Here is a 20,038-nt window from a genome sequence, read left to right as displayed (position 1 = left end):
CTTTAGCGGGCTTAGTTTTATATAAAAAGCAGTTAATTGGCTGAGTTATTGAGCATCAATGGTGAGACTCACTTGGGCTGCATTCTGGGTTAAACTCACTCGGCTTTCGAGCAAGAAGATCCGCTCTGGAGCAATTTCTTTCACGTCCACAAGGTAAGCTTTAACGGCTTTCGCTCTTTCTTGGGCTAAATTACCCAACATGCCATCGTTAACATTCTGTGCTTTTACCGACAGATTATATAAAGCGATATGCCAGCGGGTGGTGATTTCGTCATCGGAAAGCTGCGCGTCTTTGGCCTCTGCGATAACAGTGTCTCTGATTTGGGTAGGATCGGCTTTAACTTCTTGTTCATAAAGCTTTACTAACGCATCAGCAAGCGGCCCTTGGGTCGGGAATTGGCTCGGACTTAAATCATCAGGTAACGCACTGAATTCGATATTGGCTAATTTAGCCAATTTACGCTTCATGATGCGCTCAGCAATGGCTTGGCTGTCATTGATGGCATCGACTTCCCCTTCAACGCTAAGCTTGAGCATAGGTCTGTCGAGTAAGGCGCTAGCGAGTTTGTCTAAACTTTTTTGCTCATCTTCACTTAGGCTGAATTTGCCTGCGGCAAAGCTGATCTTATCTAAGGTTTCGTCAGAGCCTATGAGTCCTGCTAAGAAAGTGAAGGGCGCTGTGACGGCTTTAGTGATTACATTGGTAATCGCCGTCATTATGATGCTGCCGACACTAAAGCTCGGTGAGTCTAAATCGCCAGAGACTTCCATACCTAAATCAATCACGCCGTTACGGTCCTGCAGCAGGGCAATCGCGAGCGTGATGGGTAAGCTAGTGGCAAGGTCACTGTCACTGGGTTTACCAAGTTTCAGTTGGTCTATGATCAGATGGTTACTGCCCTTGAGCTTGTTCTTATCGAGTTGATAGTTCAACGATAACGATAGCTGCCCTTTATCTATGTAGTAACCCGCATAGGTGCCTGAGTAAGGATTGACTGAGGTTAACTCAACGCTCTTAAAGACTAAGTCGAGATCTAAATATGGCATATCTAGCAAAGGGTTAATATCGCCTTTTAGAGTTACAGGCGCATACTTGTCTATCTTACCTTTGATATCGACCGAGGCCTTAGTCCCTGGCGTTGACGACAAGTGAGTGATATTACCTTCAAGTAACTCAATCCCTGAGGCAAAGTTTGGTGTCAGTGAGTTATCGGCAAAGTAAGCTGAGCCTTGGCTAAAGCTAATTTTTTGAATATCGAGGCTTAACTCAGGCGTTGTCTTGCTTGCCGTTTGCAGCTCGGTTTGCTTAGCACTGGCTGTGGTTGTGTTTTTAGTTGTCTTGCTATTTGCAGCCGGAGCCTCAACGATAAGATCGCTGATATTAGTGGTTCTATCTTTGGCTATCACCACTTTGGCGTAGGGTTGATTAAAGGCTAAGTGATCAATTTTGATTTGATTTTTCTGTTGGTCAAAATCCAGTTGATTGATATTCATCTTTTGCCATTTGACCAGTGGAGCATTACGCAATTTGTCATGAATAGCTAAATCATCGAGCTCAACACTGCCACCGTAAATGGCTTTGCCTTTAGCATCGGCGGTCAGCTTGCCTGCTGAGCTTAATAGACCGCTCTTGAGCTGGATATTCACGTAGGGCGCTAAATAGGGCTGAAATTGGGTTAATGCCAGCTTATCGAGTTGGATATTGGCATCTATGGTTTCGCCCGTCACATCGACTTGGCCTTGAGAGCTCAAAGTACCTTGATCATTGAGGCTGAGTTGTAGCTCATATTCAATCGGAGCGGTTAAGGTACTCGTTATGACCTTAGTTGAAAAATTAAGCGGATACACTCGCCATTGCTGCGGTGTGGCCGTTAGCTTTTGTTCCGATAGATTAAGGTCATAGTTTTCAATATTGAGCGCATCGAGTTGCACTAACCAAGTGTCAGTTGACGTCGTTACTGGTGTTTGCTTGATTGGCAGCAGAGGATCTGCCTCAGAAGCGACTTCTGCAGCGGTTTCTTTAGTGGCATCAGTGGTGACATTTGCGGTCGCTTCTGTCTTTTGTTCTGTTTTATCACTCTCGTTAGTTGCGGCTAATTCGCTTTCCGTTGCTTTGTTTGCGCTATCGCTTGGACCAGTGGCAGTCTCTGCTATTTGACGTTTTTCTTCCTCTTGCGCAACTTGTACGCGCTCAAGCGATTGAGCATCTGCTGGCTTAGCATCGATTGGTTTAGCAACCGGCTGCGTAGTCGTTGTGGAGGCACTTAACGATTTAGGCATGAATAAGCCAACAAGATCGAGCCCGTTTGGGTTCAAAATGGCACTCATTGTTAGGCCATCGCTGTGGAGTTTGTTGATATGCACTTTCTGCTGCTTCAAGTTGGCTGAAATGCCGTCGAGGGCAAACATGGGGAGCTTGACCACTGAGCGATCTTTGTCGTTAAGGTTAAGTTTTTCAACAATAAACTGGCCATTGTTGCTGATGACTTGTAACTCGCCATTCTCGGCAAGATCCACTTGATATTGAGTTTTAATACTGAGCTCGCCATCCGTGAGGACGGGATTAAATTGATCGTCGATAAATCGCCATAGTGGTGTCAGTTTCAGTTTGGCGACTTGGATGTCACCCGCAACTTTTAGCGGGAACAATTGGAATTGCCCCTGCAAACTGATTTCACCAGTATGATCATCACTGAGTTGTATCGCATAGTGATTGTGCTTGATAGGCACAATGGGTGAGTCAGACGTTGATTGGGCGTTTGGTGTCGTATTATCAACTTTGTTTACTTTTATGGCTGGTGTTATCGATGCCGATGATGCCGCCATCAAATATTCAGTATCAAGGGAACTGAGTTTTAGATTGATATTGGGGTAGTTCACTTGAGCATGGGTAATTTTGTCATCGAAGTTAAATTGTCCCGCATCCAACACAAATTGGCTGAGCAGGACACGAATGGGTGAGCTGGCTTCTGTGGGAACTGTTTCTGTGCTCGTGGATGAATGCCCGTTCAGGGTCTGCAGAATATCGTCGAAGTTGAATCCAGCTTTCCCTTTTTTCTCCACGCGAATGATATGTGCGTAGGGCGCTTGTATGTGTATGTTTTCGATAACGGCGGCGCGATTAAAAACAGATCGCCAAAAATGTATTTCGAATTGGACTTGTGCAATGCCAGCAAAAGGTTTGTCGTCTTTTTCTTTAATGGCCAGTTGGTCGATTTCGACTTTGAAATTAAAAGGGTTAATGCGTATATCACCGAGGGTGACGGGACGACCGAGCAGAGTTGAGAGTTTTTCTGGTGCCAGCATGGTTATCGCATAGGGGAGGATTAAACCTAATGTGCAGACATAGCTAAGGTAGACTGCTGTGAGGTAAATAATCACTCGCAGGTATCTTGGGAGGGCAAAAAAAGAGTGTCTGAATTGCGATAACTGGGTCAGCATTAATATCAAGGCTCCAATGCATAAGACAGGGAAAAACTTCCATAAGTACGGACATTCTAGCGAATAATGCTAATGTTTCCAGAAATTATTTATATTTTTACCAATGAAATCTTGGTATTACACAGACAATAACGTCTTCTGATCTAAGACGTTCCTGAGTGGTAACCTATCATCTACATTGATAACTACATGTGTTTCAGCCTATGGCTAATGATTTGAGTCGTCAATACTCACCATGTTGGAGGCTATTTTTGATCAGCGATTTAAATAACTAATCGCTGCAATAATGGCGCCTTGTGGATCTTTTATCCAACAAAAACGGCCTACTTCGGGTATATCTTCAGGACCAAACAGAATATCCCCGCCAAGTTTTTTTGCGCTGATAGCGACTTGATCGACATCGTTAACGGTAATGTAGCCGGTCCAATGTGAGGGAAGCATTGGGAGCAAACTATCGGTGATCCCCCCAATGCTGACGCCCTGATTTTCAATAATATGATAATTGCCGTGGGGCATTTTGACGGTTTTAAAGTGCCAGCCAAAAATCTCAGCATAGAAGTGCATAGCCTCTTCAGTATTATTGGTTGTCAATTCATGCCAACTTAACGCCCCTGCAGTGTTAAAAGCCGATTCCATAAGCGCATCCTTTATTCTATTTTGGGTAAATTTTGTGTATTGAGCCGAGGTTAACTGTCAGTGTTCAGTGCCGGCTGTATTCTGAGCCATATTTTTTGTGTGTTATCTTGATTGAGTGTAGTTGAGGCAAGTTGATAATTCACAGACGGCAAATTAAAATTTTTGCTTTTTTAGGTCGGCAAACATTAAATTAACTTAATGTTCTACAAGGAGATTCACTTTATTCAGTGCTGGCTAATCAGCTTCTTGTGGCTCAGTGACGCTGCGGCTTAGTTGATGGGCTTCATCTTGCCCCTTGCGCCAAGACTTAGCACTGAAAACAGATTTTAAAACGGGTTTGTTTACTGTGGTTTGAGTGTTAGACCTGACTCCCGTTAACTTGTTAATATAGGCGAGTTTTGCATCTTATCGATGCCACCTTAGGGGATACGAGATTGAATAAGAGTTTAGTGACGAATTTATTGGCGGCTGCTTTGGTCGTTGTGGGTTACCTGATGAATTCGGCAATTGTCCTGAATGTCGGATTATTTGCTTTATCGGGTGCGATTACCAACTGGGTTGCAGTTTATATGTTGTTTGAGAAAGTCCCCGGACTCTATGGTTCGGGAGTCGTGCCTTCTCGTTTTGAAGAGTTTAAGGCGGGCATTGCTCATTTGATGATGAAACAGTTTTTTACCACTGAAAATATCGACCGATTCCTATCTGAAAAAGAAGGGCTGAGTAAAATAGACTTGGCGCCAGTGATTGAAAAGGTTGATTTAGCGCCTTCTTTTGATGCGTTAATTAGCACAGTCGCCCAATCTTCCTTTGGTGGCATGTTGTCTATGTTTGGTGGCACAGATGCCTTATTGCCGTTAAAAGAGCCGTTTATTGTGAAGATGAAAGCTTCTTTAGTTGAAATGGCACAAAGCGATGCATTTCACGAGTTGCTGAAACAAGAAATTGAACAGCCAAATGTGATGGCCGATCTGCAAACTAAAATTGCTAACATAGTGGAGCAAAGATTAAACGAGTTAACACCGCAAATGGTGAAACAAATCGTTCAGGACATGATCCAAACGCACTTAGGTTGGTTAGTGATTTGGGGCGGCGTGTTTGGCGGTCTGATTGGACTTGCCGCAGCCTTAATCCAAGGTTAACCTGAGTTAAAGCCGCGAATAGAATGGGAGCTTTGGCTCCCATTTTTACTTACGCATTTTATGTTCATCATTTTGTGTCCTGATTAAATAGCAAGGAAGTCTATGAACCGTCACCACAGTATCAATTATTTGGAAATCCCAAGTCGCGACATTGCGAGTTCTAAGGCTTTTTTTAGCCAGGTTTTTGGATGGACCTATGTCGATTATGGCCCTGAATACAGTTGCTTTATGGATGTCGGCATTACTGGGGGATTCTATCAAGCCGATGTGAATTTCACCCTCGCAAAAGGTTGCCCGCTGATTGTGATCTACAGCCAGAACTTAGAATTGACTCTGACGGCTGTCGTAACAGCTGGTGGCATTATCACAGCTGACATCTTTAGTTTTCCGGGAGGCCGTCGATTCCATTTTGTTGAACCTTGTGGCAATGAATATGCCGTCTGGTCAGAATGATCCTAATGTCACTCCTTGTATTCGAAATTGTTGTTTAGATCAGCAAGATATTTGTTTAGGTTGTTTCAGGCATCTTGATGAAATTTTAGCATGGCGCGTTATGTCGGAAGTGGAGCGGCAAGCTTGTTTTATCAGGATGGAGGAGCGTAAGGGGGAGTATCTGGCTAAGTTCAATGACGCGGTTAGTAGAAGACAGGATGGTGCATGATTAGCCGTCAGAATTACCTACGATAATTGATTTTTAAGCTTTAAGTGGATAATCGAACGGCGAAATATGCATAAACGTATTTCGCCGTTGGCATTCTGAAACCCCCTTGGCATTTGAAGCAGACGTTACACTGGATCTACCACTATGTGCTCAAGTTCGATGGCGGCAACGGTATGGAGCGCATCCATAGTCGCGCCAACTAAGCTGATTTTTCCTTGAGATGACTCAATTAAAACCGCACGGCTGATATCGCTAAACTCACGATTGTGGCGTGCCAGATTTGATAAGGCCATCTGCATGGGCAGCATAGAGGGATTGAATGCCGCATTTTCTGCGTAGCGACCGCAATAGGTTGCACCATCGTGAGTTTCTAATACCACGGCGGCAAAACTTTGGGTGTAAGGTGCATAGCTTAAACCGGCATGATCTAAGCCTTCTATGATCATAGGATCGGCACTATCTAGTGCAAATTCAGTTTGTTGCTTGGCCATTAAGGGCGAAGTGACATTTAAGTCTTTTGGCCCAAAAGCATAGGGTAAATAATAGGCCAGAGGATGGCTTTCCTGTGCGGGTAGATGAATGCTGATCTTGCTCCCTTCAACCAGTTCATTCATAAACTGACGACAATGACCGCAAGGACTGGCATTAACTATGATATCAACAATTTGGCTTTCACCACTGAGCCATGCGTGGCTGATAGCGCTTTGTTCTGCATGTACAGAATGAAATAACGCTTCACCGGGTAATTCTAAGTTGGCACCCATGTAGATATCGCCACTTTTACCTTTGGCTATCGCGCCGACATAAAACTCACTGATAGGCGGTTTGGCCAATGCCGCTGCTATCGGCAGTAATGCTAATAACACTTCTGCTTCGGTCATTTTGCTTGCACTTGTTAGCGTAGCAAGTTGCTGCGCATCAATGTGTCCAGCAAAATTCTGGTGCAACATTGGGATAAGTGCATCGGCTAACGGCGTTGGCAGTTGGGTTATGCTACGAATGAATCTATCTTGCATTTCCCTATTCCTTATTTGTTAAGTTCATGGAAGAACATTCTAGTAATTTTGTTACAGCATAAATGCGAGTTAGCTCGCGTTTATACGCTGTCAATGTCAGTGCTATTGAGAGTGATAAACTTATGTTACTCACGTATAGAGTGAGTCTATTGGTGCACACAAATAAGCTTAAGACTATAAAACAAAAGACTTAAGCTTGAATTTACACAACTTAAAGTTCACGCAAATAATGACAAAGGGCAGCAAGTAGCTTTTGCTTAGTCTCATCCGCTTGTGTTTCTTGTAGCAAATTTTCTAATTTAAGTACGTAGTCTTGATCGGCTAAGCGACTTTGACAGAATTCACGCCAGCGCTGCGACTCTGTATCATCGAGTAGTTCAGGGTAATTACGGGCGCGGTAACGAAACAGCATCTCAGGAATACGCGGATCATCAAACTGCAAATCTAACGCCGCTAGATTTTGCGGTAGGGTATGACGGATGATTTCCATTTTTGCTTTATCAGCTTGGCTAAAGAACCCACCAGAATACAGCATCAAATCGGGATCTGTGGTTACTCTGCTGTCATCATGCTCAAATAATAGCGCCAGTTTTTCGCGTAATTCTGGGTGACGTTTTAGGCGTTTATACTGCTCTCTGGCAAATTCTTTATCTATGCCTAAACGAGCGGCATGCTCATCACTGAGGATTTTTGCCGAGGTGATAAAAGGGCACTTATTAAGATGAATTTGTTTTACTGCGATAGGTAATTCATCTTCGGCAAGATCAGCCCTTGACGTATACATGCGCGTTTTAATTTGCTCGACATCTAGCTCGAATAGCGGCGTTAAATCCATGGCTAAATTAACGCAAATAACGGCATTTTTGTTAGTAGGATGGTGCGCTACGGGTGAGATCAACGTTGCACAACCATTGCGCGCACTAATTTTAGAGCTCACGTGAACCAAAGGCTGCATATTGAGCACATCGATTTGATCGCTAACCGCTTGCTTACGACGCAGGTCAAAATAGTACTGATATAATTTAGGCTGTTTCTCGCGAATGAGTTTTGCCATGGCGATGGTTGCATACACATCAGACATAGCATCATGGGCTTTCTCATGGCTTAAACCATTCGCTTGGGTAAGATGTTCTAGCTTAAAACTCGGAGAGCCATCTTCCTTTGTCGGCCAGTTAATGCCTTCGGGCCTAAATGCGTAACAAGCGCGCACTAAATCAATGATATCCCAACGAGAGTTGCCATTTTGCCATTCACGGGCATAGGGATCGATAAAGTTCCGATAAAAGCCATAACGGGTCACTTCATCGTCAAAACGCAGTGAGTTATAACCTGCAACACAAGTGTTTGGTTGGCTAAATAGCGCTTGAATTCGTCCCATAAACTCAGTTTCAGGGATGCCTTTTAAATTAGCTAACTGTGGAGTGATCCCTGTGATTAATATTGCTTCCGGAGACGGCAAATAATCAGTGGCTTGCTTACAATAGAATGTCTCAGGCTCGCCGATGATATTGAGATCTAAATCCGTGCGAATACCCGCAAATTGCGAGGGTCTGTCTTTCGCTGGGTTCGCTCCAAATGTTTCGTAGTCGTGCCAAAAAATCGACCCTGCTTTATCGTCTTTCATTTTCATTTATTTTCGTTCTCTAAAGCATGTAACTTCATGTTATCAGTAGTTAAATTGCTTTAATTGGATTCGTTGTCATTCACATCAATTTAGTATGCAGCTCTTCGATGTGAGTACATAATCTGTATATATTGGGTTCTGCGTCAGATTAGCTAAAATCACATGTACACAGGGTAATTAAAATGTCTTTATCTGACAATTGGTTACGTGCAATAAACGGCAAACCATATTTAGAGAAACCAGAGCTTGCAGACCGCGACGGCTTAAGCGTTCGTATTACCCCTGCAGGGACTATAACATGGCAGTATCGATTTAGGATTGATAATCAACATGGACGCTTAACCCTTGGTCGTTATCCTGATTTGAAACTAGCTGACGCACGGAAACTGATCCCTGAGTTACGGAACTCAGTGGCAAATAATATAGATCCACGTGTGTTTTGGAAACAGTGCAACACATTTGTGGACCAGACAACACTGAGGGATTGTTGTGAACAGTTTTTATCGGCGCGAAGTGCAGCACTTAAGCTGGGAACTGTTACTCCTTACCAATCCTGCTTTAGAGCACATCTCTATGATGCTTTGCTGATCGCAAAGTCGAAAGTATCACACTCGGCGAGTGGATAGATTTTCTCGATAAAAGGCAATTTATAGTCGAGTTACCGCAGGCGCGATACTCAAACAATTAAAGACGGTGCTTAGCTGGTCCGTTCGCCGGCAAATGATATCGCTTGTTGATGTCCTTCAACTACGAGTCAGTGATGTGGGCTCCGCGCCCAAAGTCGGTTCGCGAGTACTCACCATTCTAGAGTGTGGCAAAATCATACGTGAGCTTGATAAATGCCGCGCGACCAAAGCCGTAACCAATGCCATCAAGGCATGTTTACTAACAGGGGCGCGGATATCAGAAATATTAAAATCCAAACGGGCTGATTTTGATCTTGAGTCGATGGTCTGGACCTTCCCGATAAATAATAGCAAAACTAATTTGCCAATCCGGAGGCCAATCAGTCCCGCCTTATTCGACATATTGCAAGAACAGTGGAACCTCTATCACTCGCCATGGAGTTTTCCCGCAGCAAACGATCTTAAGCGCCCAGGCAACATCGCTTCAGTAAATAAGCTGATCCACGAGATCAAACCAAGACTCGAAATCCCTGACTGGCGTATTCAGGATTTTAGACGCACATTATCGACCAGAATGTCAGAAGCTGGGGTGTTGCCCCATGTGACAGAGAAGATGCTAGGCCATCTACTAGGCGGGGTGATGGTGGTGTACAACAAACACGATTGGTTAGATGATCAAGCCGCGGCCTATGAACAGTGGACAAATAAGCTGAAATTGGAAGCTCTGGGTGATAGCAAAATAGTCGTGTTAGAAAGAAGGGGTTAGGCATGTTTGTCGCTGACAGCAGAAAATGGTGAGCTTATTCAGTATGTAAATTAGTTGCGTTGCAGTGCAGCAGAAACACCCTTTTGTAATTAGGTGCATTGGAGCTCAATTCGGCACAAGGTAAACTGTTATCTGTTCACTATTAGCTTTATTTATGGTTTAGTCATTTCAACTCAATTAATCATGCACTTGGCACAGTGTTCGGATTAACGTTAAGCAAGGACGTCATGGAACTAAAATTTTTAATCATGCGGGAACAGTTAATCACAATCGCGGAAAGAATAAATTCAGCACGCATTGCAAAGAATGCTCGTTTAGCTAAGTGGTTATATGCCCTTATCATTCGTGCATTACTCCTATGGATCCCGTTATTATCCCCGTTACTACTGTTTTATTTTTTCGTAGAAATTCACTCCCCAGAGACATATATCGCAATCGCAATTTGCGCTATCACTTACCTTCTTGTGTGGAAATTTGTATTAAAAAACATCGCCGAAAATCAAGCTAACAAATTTGCAGGCAAGATAACTACTCTGGATCGAACGATTGAAAATACAACCTTACAGAGCCTTGCGAGCCTAGAAGGTAGCCATACAGTGACCGCCACAGCCTCGACGCTAACGTTTGTGCCCCCTAGCGGTAAATCCATCACCATACCGTGGAAAAAGTTTTGTGCTTTCAAGCAAGACGATGATTTTTATTATCTTACCGTCTGTAATCTGATGATGTTTAAAGCCACTTATTTAATAGCCAAAAACGGTGACACAACAGAAACCGCAGGCTATCAAGCAGGTTTAGAGTACATAACGTCTCGGCTGCAGCCCGATAAAATGGGACGGTAAAACATCAAAATATCGCATGAATGATTCAATCAGTTCACTATTGCCACTAACGCGATTGTTGTTGAACATCCAGCGAAGCGAGCCTTTGTTAAAAGTCACATTTGAACTAACCTTAAAAATGATGAACTGATCGCTACAGCCTTCTTTTAGGGGCTGCTAGATGCAGTTTTTCAGCTCATTAAAACGCTATGTTATCAATGACGATGTATAGCTTTGTTAGAAACGTCAATGGCCTAAGCTGGTTTGGAGCCATAGTCGCTGCTGTATCATTTATCGCGACAGTGGTCGCATGGATATCAACCGATGGTGTCTTGTTAATTGCCCAAATAGTACTGGTCGGCACAGGACTCGCCGCTATCATCGCTGATGCTGTAGCAGTAGGCACTAACTGCGGTAGTAAAGGCTGTAATGTCGAAGGCGATGAGTTTATGGCCTAACAGTCCATCGATAAAGGTCTAAAAATAAAGCCCCAAAAATGGGGCTTTATCTTAAGGCTTAATAAATCAATTCAAGCCGCGACTTGCTGTTTTTCATCCCACTTATCGAGCGACGCTTTTAAGTAATGGCGGCCATTATGGATAGGAGCAGGGAAACCGTCGTTTCTTCGCCACTTCCAAAGCGTTGCTGATGAGCTAATCCGGTAGCGTGTCATGACTTCCTTAGTGGTAAGAAAGAGCGGCACTTGCATTTGCTGATCCACGGTCGATTGGGTCGAAATCATCATTTACCTTCCTTTGCCAATTCCTCGGCGAGTCGTTTTAAAAATTGTTGGCAGCTGCCGACTTGTTTGCGGGGCAGGGTATAACACTGGCGTAAAGCGTCTTTGATGACTGCAGATTGCTTCATGCCGATTTCTCCTTGGTGCTGTTAAACGCCGTGAAGGTGAGAGCAGGGCGCAGTGATAACAGTCGCTGTTTAAAGGCTTCGGCCTTAGCATTGTGCTGCGCAATGTCAGCTTGCTTTTGTGAATGGCCCGCCGCGTTGCAATAAAACGCCTCGCCGATGCAGATCACCGCTTCAATGTCCGTCGTATGAGCGTTTTGTTCCCTTACGATGTAGGGCCGGTGAGCATTCGCACTGCGCAATATTGGAGTGAAACGATTCGGTTTAAGGCATTTACCTCCCACACACACTTAATCACACTAGGGTTTGATGATGTGGCGCCCGAGATTATGCGCCAATCGACCACTGAGACGGACGAGCCAATGTTAGTGGGATGGTTATGACAATGACAATAACAAATAGCACAACTGGGTTATGGACTTCACGCAGGAGGATTTATGGCTAGTCGCGCCGCGGATTTACTGAAAGTAGGGCGCCGTTTACGGGGCATGACCCAAGACGAAGTGGCTGAGATTTACGGCATCAGTCGCAGCACTTATCAACGTTGGGAAAATGGCCGCACTAATGCGCCCTATGACGATGTGACATCGATATGCATTGATGTGTTTAAGCTTTCGGTTAAGAAGATAAATGAGGTGGCTAATGGCCTTTAGCGATGAACCCGAGCAGAGGATGAACATTAAGGCGTTACGGTTAGGGTTATATCGCTGGGGCTGTTATTGGGTGTACCAAGAATTGGGCAAGGGGTTTTCGAACCGCAGCGCCTGCGACCGTTTAGGCGAAGCCTTGGGCGGTGGCAACTTAAAGCATGAACTCAACGTGCCTGCCCACGTCGCCCATTTTGACCAGCTCGTTGAACAGTTATCGATTAACTGCAAACGTGCTATTCGCGCCCATTACTTGTGTAAAGAGCAGTGGGCTTTAATGGGATTTGACAGAAAAAAGTCTTATATCTTCTGGCTAAGAAAAGCCGAAATGGCACTGCTGGATAGGATGAATTAGAAGGAACGCCCTCTTGCGAGGGCTGGCGGGTTAGACGGTTGTCCACCAAGATTGCTAACCCGTTGACTGGATTTTATCAAAAGTTCGGACAGATACCTATGCAAACTCATTCGCGATTAAATGATGCACTGAGCTTAGGTGTGATCTCTATATTGACCACAATGAAACTATGCTTTTACAAATTATTGTTTTGGTATCAGTTTTCATTGGCTGAGTTCGGTACGATACCCACTGTCGCAATCCTCGAACCCACCATCTCACGAACATGCAATATTACTTCCCCAAAATCTTTACTTGCACCTAAGGTCGGCTCGTCAGTCAAGCTCTGACGTAGCACTTCATCTAATGACAAATTATCATTAGCAGAGAGTTCAATACCGTAGGAGTGCTTTAAATCTGCTACTTTGGTGTAGCCTTTCAACTTCAATTCACCCGTAGGTAATTCATAATGATTGGCTTCTGCAACACCAGAGCAAACCAGATCAACAAACTCACGCACATCGGGCTTCATCACAATAAATAAATGATCGCCAGCATACAGGAAGGTTGATCCCCTAGGTGGAATTACATTGTTTCCTCTGGTTATCATCGCCACTACTGTACCGTCAGGTAAAGCCATTTGGGATAAACGGCGACCAGAAGCGCGTGAGGTATCGCCCAATTGATACTCGACAATGTCAGCATCCACATCGCCTAAAGCAGTAATTTCCAGTGTCGCTGCAGGTGTCGCAGGAGGCGGTTCCGTAAGTCCTAAAGCGCGTGCAACCCAGGGTAATGTTGACCCCTGTATTGTCGCTGAAATTAACACGACGAAAAACACCACGCTAAAAATAAGACTGGCACCAGGCAGACCATAAATCAGCGGATATATAGCCAGAATAATAGGCACCGAACCACGTAACCCAACCCAGGATACTAGGGTAATTTCACGCGCATTAAAGCCAAAAATCTTCAGTACAGGGATTACCGACAAGGGTCGCGCGATTAAGGTCAGGACGATTGCAATCATCAGTCCTTCCTGCCAGACATCCAGCAAAGACGAAGGATTAATCAGCAAGCCTAAAAAAACAAACATAACAATCTGGCCTAACCATGCCAAACCATCGTGAAATAAAAAGGTACTGCGCTGAAAAACAAAACGACTATTCCCTATCACCACACCAGCGATAAAAATAGCTAAAAAGCCGCTGCCGCCAAGATTAGCTGCTACGCCAAAGGACAGTAAACCAAATGCCGCGACCATCACAGGATATAATCCAGAGGTCGTCAGATGGATACGATTAATAATACGTACTGATAACCAGCCTGCCGCTAAACCCACTGCGGAGCCGATACCCATTTGCTGGATAAACAGCATCAATAATCCAGTCCCTGGTTCAAGCCCTTTGACCATGATCTCCAATAAGCCAACTGTTAAAAAAATTGCCATAGGATCGTTAGTCGCACTTTCAATTTCTAATGTGGCTTTAAGGCGTGGGTTGATATGAATACCTGCATTACGCAGTAATGAGAATACGGCGGCAGCATCGGTTGAACCAACAATGGCACCAATCAGTAAACCGTAAAGTAAGGAAACATCTAGAATATAAGCCGCTGCAGCACCAGTGATCATGGCTGTCACCAATACGCCTAAAGTCGCCAACACAGAAGCAGGCTTCCACACTTGCTTAATCGACGCGATGGGTGTTTGCAAACCACCGTCAAACAAAATAATGGCTAAAGCTAAAGACCCAAGCGCGTGAGCAATTTGTGCATTATCAAAAACAATACCTCCAGGGCCATCCTCACCAGCTAACATGCCCACCATGAGAAAGAGCACCAGTACGGGTAAACCCAATCTCGCAGACAATTTACTGGATAAAATACCAAGAATAATCAAAATCGCGGCGAGGAGAATAATTTGATCGATCACAAACATAAATAGTTTCTCTTTAATTAATGTAGGGAAATTAAACCATTACAGAGCTTTTAATGACTGCGCCAGCTCTAAAATGATACTTCACTAAGCCTAATTGTCAGTTAGAAATCGTCAAATGCATGATGCATTTTGGTCTTGTAGTCAATGATTCCATTTATCCAAATGCTACGTGACCCACTTCACATTTCAACTTTGATAATTTCAAAAAATCAAAATTTACGATTGGCACTCAATAATGCTGTTTACCGTAGCAAGCTGGCCCTGCTGACTTGATTACGTCCATGCTTTTTAGCTAAGTATGATTGCTTATCTGCGGATTCGATAAGCGTTTGCCATTTCAAATGCCGATGAGGTTTAATACGCACAACGCCAGTTAATGGTGACCGCTTGGAAACTAGAGTAAATGTAAAGCGAGCACTGCGTTGACGATGAGTTATGTTCATCGCGCCTAAATGCTGAGTATCCGGTAATAGACAAATAAATTTCTCACCACCATAGTGCGCAACCAAATCGTTCGGGCGGTGTATCGCTGTGCGTAGTGCTTTTGTGACGAGACATATACATTGATCATCACTACTGATGGTCACAAGGATCGCTGAAAAGTCTAATTCATTTAAATCAATTTTTTGCAACATTTACAAAATTTAACATTACACTCTTGGCGTGTAGGGCAAATTTAGCCAAATAGGAACGCCATACCGCACAGCGCTCTCTAACACTTTGCTCCTTAGAGAGGGAAGTAGAACGCAATCAGCAAGGCAAATACGCCGTACAATGAGCTTACGGCGACCAATGCACGCGCATCTACAACGCCTCGTCGAAATAGCTGCCATAAAAAAATAATAGCCAAAGCAGTAATGACTCCTGCCGCCATCAGTGGGCCATCAAAAAGCCATGGCGTAAAGAAGATACCCAACGCACTGGGAATCGTTGCCTGAATCATCATGGCACCAGAAATATTGGCCAATGCCAAGCGTTCCTTTCCTTGCCGTATCCATATGAGTGTGTTCATCATCTCGGGCAGCTCCGTCGCCACCGGACTCAGCAGCAATGCTACCAAGTGTGGTGACCATTGTAGCGCTGTGCCAATGGCCTCAAGTTGACCTACAAATATATGGGATGCAATGCCTATAACTATCAGGGACAACACGGCTTGCAGCGCCGCCCATTTTAACGATGGCTCCGTCACGGAAGGCTGAATTTTGAGAGGTTCAATCTCTTCTTCTTCAGGCGCTGTGTCGCTCTCCTGAATTTCGCGCCAGACATAGATTGCGTAGGCGGCGAGAAACAAGACACCCAGCCACGGCTTGATGGCAAAGGCGATTAGGCCAAGTGCCACTTTCACTGCAAACACTGCGAGAAAGGCGAGCTGGTCGTGACTCATTCGGGCGTGATCGGCACGTACATGATACGTTTCCCGTTGAAGGCGGCGATGGTGGTAAATCAGTGCCAAGCCGACCACTGCATAGGCTAAAGTAGCGAGAACGAGCGGACCGCCCATGGCTGCGCCGACGCCAATGTCCTTTTGCTCTGGTGTTTTGCCGAAGACAACGGCAATGAAGGTCACCGCCGTTTCAGGTAGTGCTGTACCGAAGGCTGCAAGTACTGAACCCACTGCAGTCGCGCCAAGATTCAAACGGCGGCCGAACCATTCGATGCCGTTGACGAAGTATTCGCAGGCCAAATAAATGGTACCTGCTGAGAGGAAAAACAGAGTCAGAGTAAGGATCATGTGAGCAATCCGGCCGGGCGAGCAATAATCCAATGGCACGACAACACTGCTCGCCCGGCTGGGAAAGCGTATTGCGGCCAAAGGTCTCGCCTGGCTCTCCGCATTCGCAGAGGCTGACCACGCCATGAGGTGTTAGACCTCAATTTTGTTGACGTGGACTCCTTAGTGGGAGGCTAAGGATGACTACTCCCCAATGACAATGGGGGCATTTTACCTTTCTTGCAGGTAAATGTCGCCATTAGGTTTTAGTGTGCTCATAATTTCAAACTCTGTGCATGGTATTGATTTTGCGTTGTTATTTTTTTCTTCTCAGAAGTTGAAAATAGTAGGTATGCGGGAAACAACAACTTTGACAGATCTATTTTGTGATCTTTTGATCTTTGCTTTATGCGCCCTTTCTCTTAGCTTTGTTAGACTTATGGTAGTTGAGCTGCGAAATTATAGGCAGCATATGAAGAAATTTTCGATAATCGTATGTATACAAATTTTGGAATATTTCGTTTATCAGGAATGTTACAGGCATCAGTGGAAGAACCTAGATGTGGCGGCTCGCAATCGAAATCCCTCGGGCTAGCTATCCATTGCTTATGGTTCACAATAACTGCAAATGAAAAACGCCATACCTGTAACCCTGCCGCCCGTATTTAATCGCGTTGACTGGGTCTCCACTATCATTAGGTTGAAGCTGTGATTTGTTTAACAGTACTATCGCAACAACCTTTGTTAACTCAACAAACTGGACTGCAGAACATTATGAAAAATAACCAACCTGCTCAACCCTCACGCCGGACAATCCTGAAACAAACACTTGCTGTCTCGGCCCTTTCGGTAACTGGGCTGGCGGCCTTATCGGTGCCCTCTATCTCTTTTGCGGCATCCCTCAGTAAAGATGAACGTGATGGCATGACACCTGAGGCTGTGATTGAACATTTTAAGCAGGGCAATCTGCGCTTCCGGGAGAATCGCACGGCGAAACATGATTATTTGGCGCAGAAACGCAACAGTATCACGGGTCAGTATCCTGCTGCAGTGATCCTTAGCTGCATTGACTCACGTGCGCCAGCGGAAATTGTGCTGGATGCGGGGATCGGCGAAACGTTCAATTCCCGTGTTGCGGGTAATATCAGTAATCGCGATATATTGGGCAGTATGGAATTCGCCTGTGCTCTTGCTGGTGCGAAATTGGTGCTGGTTATGGGGCATACCCGCTGTGGTGCGATACGTGGCGCTATTGATAATGCAGAACTAGGCAACCTGACGGGCCTGCTGAATGAAATTAAACCTGCTATTGAAAAAACCGAGTACACCGGAGAGCGTAAAGGGAGTAATTACGATTTTGTCGATGCTGTGGCAAGGAAAAATGTTGAACTGACTATCGAGAATATCCGCAAAAACAGCCCGGTACTGAAACAGCTGGAAGACCAGAATAAAATTAAAATCGTTGGTAGTATGTATCACCTTACTGGCGGTAAGATTGAGTTTTTCGAGGTATAACGGCAACATAAGTCCCTAGCCCTAAAAGTCTGCCTCGCACTCTACTAAGAGATTATTAAATTTTATCTCTGATGCTAATGTATGTTTTGAGTATACCTAAAGCATACATCCAAATGAGACGGTTTTTCTGTCTCATTTGGATGTTATGTTTTCCTCATCTAAAGCCTAACGAGACATTTTTAATAACAATGGCCTTTTACGGTTATGCTCGGGTTTGAAGCAAAGATCAGGAGCTCGCCTTGCTGACGCAAACTCTGCGCGACAGAACACTATTGTGAACTGAACACTGCATTGAAATTAAGCACTACCAATAAAGCTGACCGTCATCTGTCTATCACTTAATGTGAGCTCAGTAAGATTTTATTGTCACTTAATCTGAGCCGAAGATTGCGCTAATGGCGAGCACAAGGAATTTCGATTGTGAGCCGTTACACCTAGGATTTGTTATCTACTGGCAGAGTTTATGAGCACTGATGGTTGGTCTGAGCTTAATTTAGAATTAGAACACTCTGCTAAAGTAATCAGAAGTATGGAGCCGGAAGTTCTTAAGCACTTGTCATGCACACCACTTTTTAATAGATAAACATAATTAGACAACATTTTTTTGCAATTAAAAATAGTATCGAATTTAGAAGTGATTTTGTTGTTTAGCAGCTGTGATATTGGAAGGTTCTTAAACGAAGTGTGTACATATATTTATTATAAATCAATGGTTAATATTACATGTTTCCATAGTCGTGCCAAAAAATCGACCCTACTTTATCGTCTTTCATCTTCATTTATTTTCGTTCTCTAAAGCATGTAACTTCATGTTATCAGTAGTTAAATTGCTTTAATTGGATTCGTTGTCATTTACATCAATTTAGTATGAAGTTCTTCGATGTGAGTACATAATCTGTATATATTGGGTTCTGCGTCAGATTAGCTAAAATCAGATGTACACAGAGTAATAAAAATGTCTTTATCTGACAATTAGTTAAGTTCGATAAACGGCAGGCCATATTTAGAGAAACCAGAGCTTGCAGACCGCGACGGCTTAAGCGTTCGTATTACCCCTACAGGGACTATAACATGGCAGTATCGATTTAGGATTGATAATCCATCAGGGTGCTTAACCTTTGGTCTCTACCCGGATTTAGGACTTGCTGACGCATGTAAGCTGGTCCCTGCGTGACTAAATTCATGGGTAAATATTATAGATCCCTATGCGTTTTGGAAACCGCTTAACACATTCGAAGGCCGATCAATTCCGCTTTACTCGAGATATTATAAGAACAGTGGAACTTATATCACTCGCCATGGCGCTTTCCCACGGCAAGCGACCGGGTAATGTTGCTTCTATTAATGAGCTGGTCCGCGATATGAAATAAAGACTGGCATATCCACGATTTTAGACGGACATTATCGACCAGAATGTCGGAGGCTGGGGAATTTATAGCGTTACTGTGAGTATGGGATAAGTTCAGCAACCATGATAAATAGCGTTCCAAATTAGTTAATGTACATAACTTAACTATTATGTTGCTGCTGACATTCATGACACCAACCCGCTAATTCAAGCTGTGGGCTCGATAAGGTAAATTCTGCTTGGCTAACATTCAACTGTAACTGTTCAACAAGAGCAGTGGGCAATGCTATCTCCGTGACTTTTTGACAAGTATTACAAATTAAAAATTGATTGTGAATGTGATGATCGCATACATGATGGCAGGCAATATACTTATTCACCGTTAATAACTTATGCACTAATTGTTCCTGTACTAAGAAATCCAACATGCGATAGATAGACATTATGGGTAAACTCTCGCCCAAACTTTGTTTTAACACATCGGCAATTTCATAGGCAGACAAAGGAACATCATGTTCCTGTAATACGATAAGTACTTTTTTGCGCTTACTGGTAAGATTGATGCCTTTTTCTTCACACTTTTTCACTACTTCACGCAGTAAATCAAGATTTTTTCCTGTCATAGAACTGCCAATTTTTTTGAAATGATCATACTTGCACAGTTTACCTGATCCACCCCTTCTAATGTAAGCGTCCATTTTAGGACGTATTGACGCCTTATAGATTTCGGCCAAGCATCCTGGCTAGATGTCTTTCATGATCTGCACCAGTCCTGGTGGGATTTTCCACTGGCGGTTATCATCGCTGACCACCATCACTGATTTCTTGTTGATTTTGATAACCACCCCGAACACTTGGCCTTCTTTGGCCTTGAAGTGGACTTTTTGGCCTAAACGTAGCTGGCTTAGAACATTGATGTCGTTTTGCAAACGTAAGTTTTGCAAACGTAA

General features: G+C 44.0%; 23 protein-coding genes and 1 riboswitch. Of the genes, 12 read left to right on the top strand and 11 right to left on the bottom strand.

Going from position 1 to position 20,038, the window contains the following annotated elements; genetic code table 11:
- Positions 1–45: 45 nt before the first annotated feature.
- Together L5M10_RS03840 and L5M10_RS03835 are read right to left on the bottom strand one after the other, a co-directional pair.
- A complete protein-coding gene (locus L5M10_RS03840) occupies positions 46–3,441 on the bottom strand; it encodes a DUF748 domain-containing protein (protein ID WP_263254863.1) in 3,396 nt (1,131 codons plus the stop codon).
- A 255-nt stretch (positions 3,442–3,696) separates the two neighbouring features.
- Positions 3,697–4,077, bottom strand: a complete 381-nt coding sequence (locus L5M10_RS03835) for a VOC family protein (RefSeq protein WP_028760394.1) — start codon at positions 4,075–4,077, stop codon at positions 3,697–3,699.
- 434 nt (positions 4,078–4,511) lie between these two features.
- Here L5M10_RS03835 and L5M10_RS03830 point away from each other — a divergent pair, with 434 nt between their 5' ends.
- The 3 genes from L5M10_RS03830 to L5M10_RS03820 all read left to right on the top strand — a co-directional run bounded on the left by L5M10_RS03830 (position 4,512) and on the right by L5M10_RS03820 (position 5,877).
- Positions 4,512–5,216: a DUF445 domain-containing protein gene (locus L5M10_RS03830; RefSeq protein WP_105253144.1), complete on the top strand. Its 705-nt coding sequence runs from the start codon at positions 4,512–4,514 to the stop codon at positions 5,214–5,216.
- Between the two features lie 102 nt (positions 5,217–5,318).
- Positions 5,319–5,669, top strand: a complete 351-nt coding sequence (locus L5M10_RS03825; RefSeq protein WP_105252887.1) for a VOC family protein — start codon at positions 5,319–5,321, stop codon at positions 5,667–5,669.
- Positions 5,644–5,877 carry a DUF1289 domain-containing protein gene (locus L5M10_RS03820; protein WP_131524340.1) on the top strand — a complete coding sequence of 78 codons (234 nt, stop codon included), beginning with the start codon at positions 5,644–5,646 and terminating at the stop codon, positions 5,875–5,877. Before L5M10_RS03825 ends, L5M10_RS03820 begins: the two co-directional genes overlap by 26 nt.
- A gap of 125 nt (positions 5,878–6,002) precedes the next feature.
- Here L5M10_RS03820 and cdd read toward each other — a convergent pair whose 3' ends face one another.
- Positions 6,003–6,893 (bottom strand): cytidine deaminase, encoded by an 891-nt coding sequence (gene cdd / locus L5M10_RS03815; protein ID WP_212599913.1) that lies wholly within the window; start codon positions 6,891–6,893, stop codon positions 6,003–6,005.
- 211 nt (positions 6,894–7,104) lie between these two features.
- A complete protein-coding gene (gene sbcB, locus L5M10_RS03810) occupies positions 7,105–8,523 on the bottom strand; it encodes an exodeoxyribonuclease I (RefSeq protein WP_263254862.1) in 1,419 nt (472 codons plus the stop codon).
- A 176-nt stretch (positions 8,524–8,699) separates the two neighbouring features.
- On the opposite strand from sbcB, the gene L5M10_RS03805 reads away from it, so the two are divergent.
- The 4 genes from L5M10_RS03805 (at position 8,700) to L5M10_RS03790 (ending at position 11,188) form a co-directional block, all read left to right on the top strand.
- A complete protein-coding gene (locus L5M10_RS03805; protein WP_263254861.1) occupies positions 8,700–9,143 on the top strand; it encodes an Arm DNA-binding domain-containing protein in 444 nt (147 codons plus the stop codon).
- A gap of 136 nt (positions 9,144–9,279) precedes the next feature.
- Entirely contained in the window at positions 9,280–9,909 is a 630-nt protein-coding gene (locus L5M10_RS03800; RefSeq protein ID WP_263254860.1) for a site-specific integrase, read from the top strand.
- Positions 9,910–10,136: 227 nt separating this feature from the next.
- Complete coding sequence (locus tag L5M10_RS03795) at positions 10,137–10,751, top strand: hypothetical protein (RefSeq protein ID WP_263254859.1); 615 nt, start codon at positions 10,137–10,139, stop codon at positions 10,749–10,751.
- 197 nt (positions 10,752–10,948) lie between these two features.
- Positions 10,949–11,188: a hypothetical protein gene (locus tag L5M10_RS03790; RefSeq protein WP_263198157.1), complete on the top strand. Its 240-nt coding sequence runs from the start codon at positions 10,949–10,951 to the stop codon at positions 11,186–11,188.
- Between the two features lie 71 nt (positions 11,189–11,259).
- On the opposite strand, the gene L5M10_RS03785 is transcribed toward L5M10_RS03790, so the two are convergent.
- Both L5M10_RS03785 and L5M10_RS03780 read right to left on the bottom strand, forming a co-directional pair.
- Positions 11,260–11,475 (bottom strand): helix-turn-helix transcriptional regulator, encoded by a 216-nt coding sequence (locus L5M10_RS03785; protein WP_105252880.1) that lies wholly within the window; start codon positions 11,473–11,475, stop codon positions 11,260–11,262.
- Positions 11,472–11,597: a hypothetical protein gene (locus L5M10_RS03780; RefSeq protein ID WP_263163186.1), complete on the bottom strand. Its 126-nt coding sequence runs from the start codon at positions 11,595–11,597 to the stop codon at positions 11,472–11,474. The genes L5M10_RS03785 and L5M10_RS03780 overlap by 4 nt, the downstream gene beginning before the upstream one ends.
- A 122-nt stretch (positions 11,598–11,719) precedes the next feature.
- On the opposite strand from L5M10_RS03780, the gene L5M10_RS03775 reads away from it, so the two are divergent.
- The 3 genes from L5M10_RS03775 to L5M10_RS03765 are packed head-to-tail and all read left to right on the top strand — an operon-like array spanning position 11,720 to position 12,596.
- Entirely contained in the window at positions 11,720–11,977 is a 258-nt protein-coding gene (locus tag L5M10_RS03775) for a hypothetical protein (RefSeq protein ID WP_251073342.1), read from the top strand.
- Between the two features lie 54 nt (positions 11,978–12,031).
- Complete coding sequence (locus L5M10_RS03770; RefSeq protein ID WP_168823718.1) at positions 12,032–12,247, top strand: helix-turn-helix transcriptional regulator; 216 nt, start codon at positions 12,032–12,034, stop codon at positions 12,245–12,247.
- Entirely contained in the window at positions 12,237–12,596 is a 360-nt protein-coding gene (locus L5M10_RS03765; protein ID WP_263163184.1) for a hypothetical protein, read from the top strand. Before L5M10_RS03770 ends, L5M10_RS03765 begins: the two co-directional genes overlap by 11 nt.
- 196 nt (positions 12,597–12,792) lie before the next feature.
- On the opposite strand, the gene L5M10_RS03760 is transcribed toward L5M10_RS03765, so the two are convergent.
- The 3 genes from L5M10_RS03760 to L5M10_RS03750 form a co-directional block, all read right to left on the bottom strand.
- Positions 12,793–14,514 (bottom strand): potassium/proton antiporter, encoded by a 1,722-nt coding sequence (locus L5M10_RS03760; RefSeq protein WP_263163183.1) that lies wholly within the window; start codon positions 14,512–14,514, stop codon positions 12,793–12,795.
- Between the two features lie 242 nt (positions 14,515–14,756).
- Entirely contained in the window at positions 14,757–15,149 is a 393-nt protein-coding gene (locus L5M10_RS03755) for a GGDEF domain-containing protein (RefSeq protein WP_263254858.1), read from the bottom strand.
- Between the two features lie 92 nt (positions 15,150–15,241).
- The gene (locus tag L5M10_RS03750) at positions 15,242–16,246 is read right to left on the bottom strand and encodes a sodium:calcium antiporter (protein WP_263254857.1); all 1,005 of its coding nucleotides are present in this window, start codon (positions 16,244–16,246) and stop codon (positions 15,242–15,244) included.
- Between the two features lie 92 nt (positions 16,247–16,338).
- A riboswitch (yybP-ykoY riboswitch) is annotated at positions 16,339–16,450 on the bottom strand.
- A gap of 549 nt (positions 16,451–16,999) precedes the next feature.
- Between L5M10_RS03750 and L5M10_RS03745 the strand changes: the two genes are divergently transcribed.
- Complete coding sequence (locus tag L5M10_RS03745) at positions 17,000–17,740, top strand: carbonic anhydrase (RefSeq protein ID WP_219252817.1); 741 nt, start codon at positions 17,000–17,002, stop codon at positions 17,738–17,740.
- 985 nt (positions 17,741–18,725) lie between these two features.
- Positions 18,726–18,914, top strand: coding sequence for an Arm DNA-binding domain-containing protein (locus L5M10_RS24215; protein ID WP_411569199.1), 189 nt, complete (start codon positions 18,726–18,728; stop codon positions 18,912–18,914).
- Positions 18,915–19,249: 335 nt separating this feature from the next.
- Here the strand turns inward: L5M10_RS24215 and L5M10_RS03740 are convergent, their stop codons facing one another.
- Both L5M10_RS03740 and L5M10_RS03735 read right to left on the bottom strand, forming a co-directional pair.
- Entirely contained in the window at positions 19,250–19,711 is a 462-nt protein-coding gene (locus L5M10_RS03740; RefSeq protein ID WP_049821724.1) for a Fur family transcriptional regulator, read from the bottom strand.
- A 120-nt stretch (positions 19,712–19,831) separates the two neighbouring features.
- Positions 19,832–20,038, bottom strand: a 207-nt coding sequence (locus L5M10_RS03735; RefSeq protein WP_263254856.1) for a transposase, incomplete at its 5' end; no start/stop codon positions are given.

Origin of the sequence: Shewanella sp. SM32, assembly GCF_025654235.1 — a bacterium.
In the GTDB taxonomy this organism is placed as follows: Bacteria; Pseudomonadota; Gammaproteobacteria; order Enterobacterales; family Shewanellaceae; genus Shewanella; species Shewanella oncorhynchi.
Note: the sequence above shows the minus strand (reverse complement) of the source record. Positions and strands in the feature narration are given on the sequence as shown.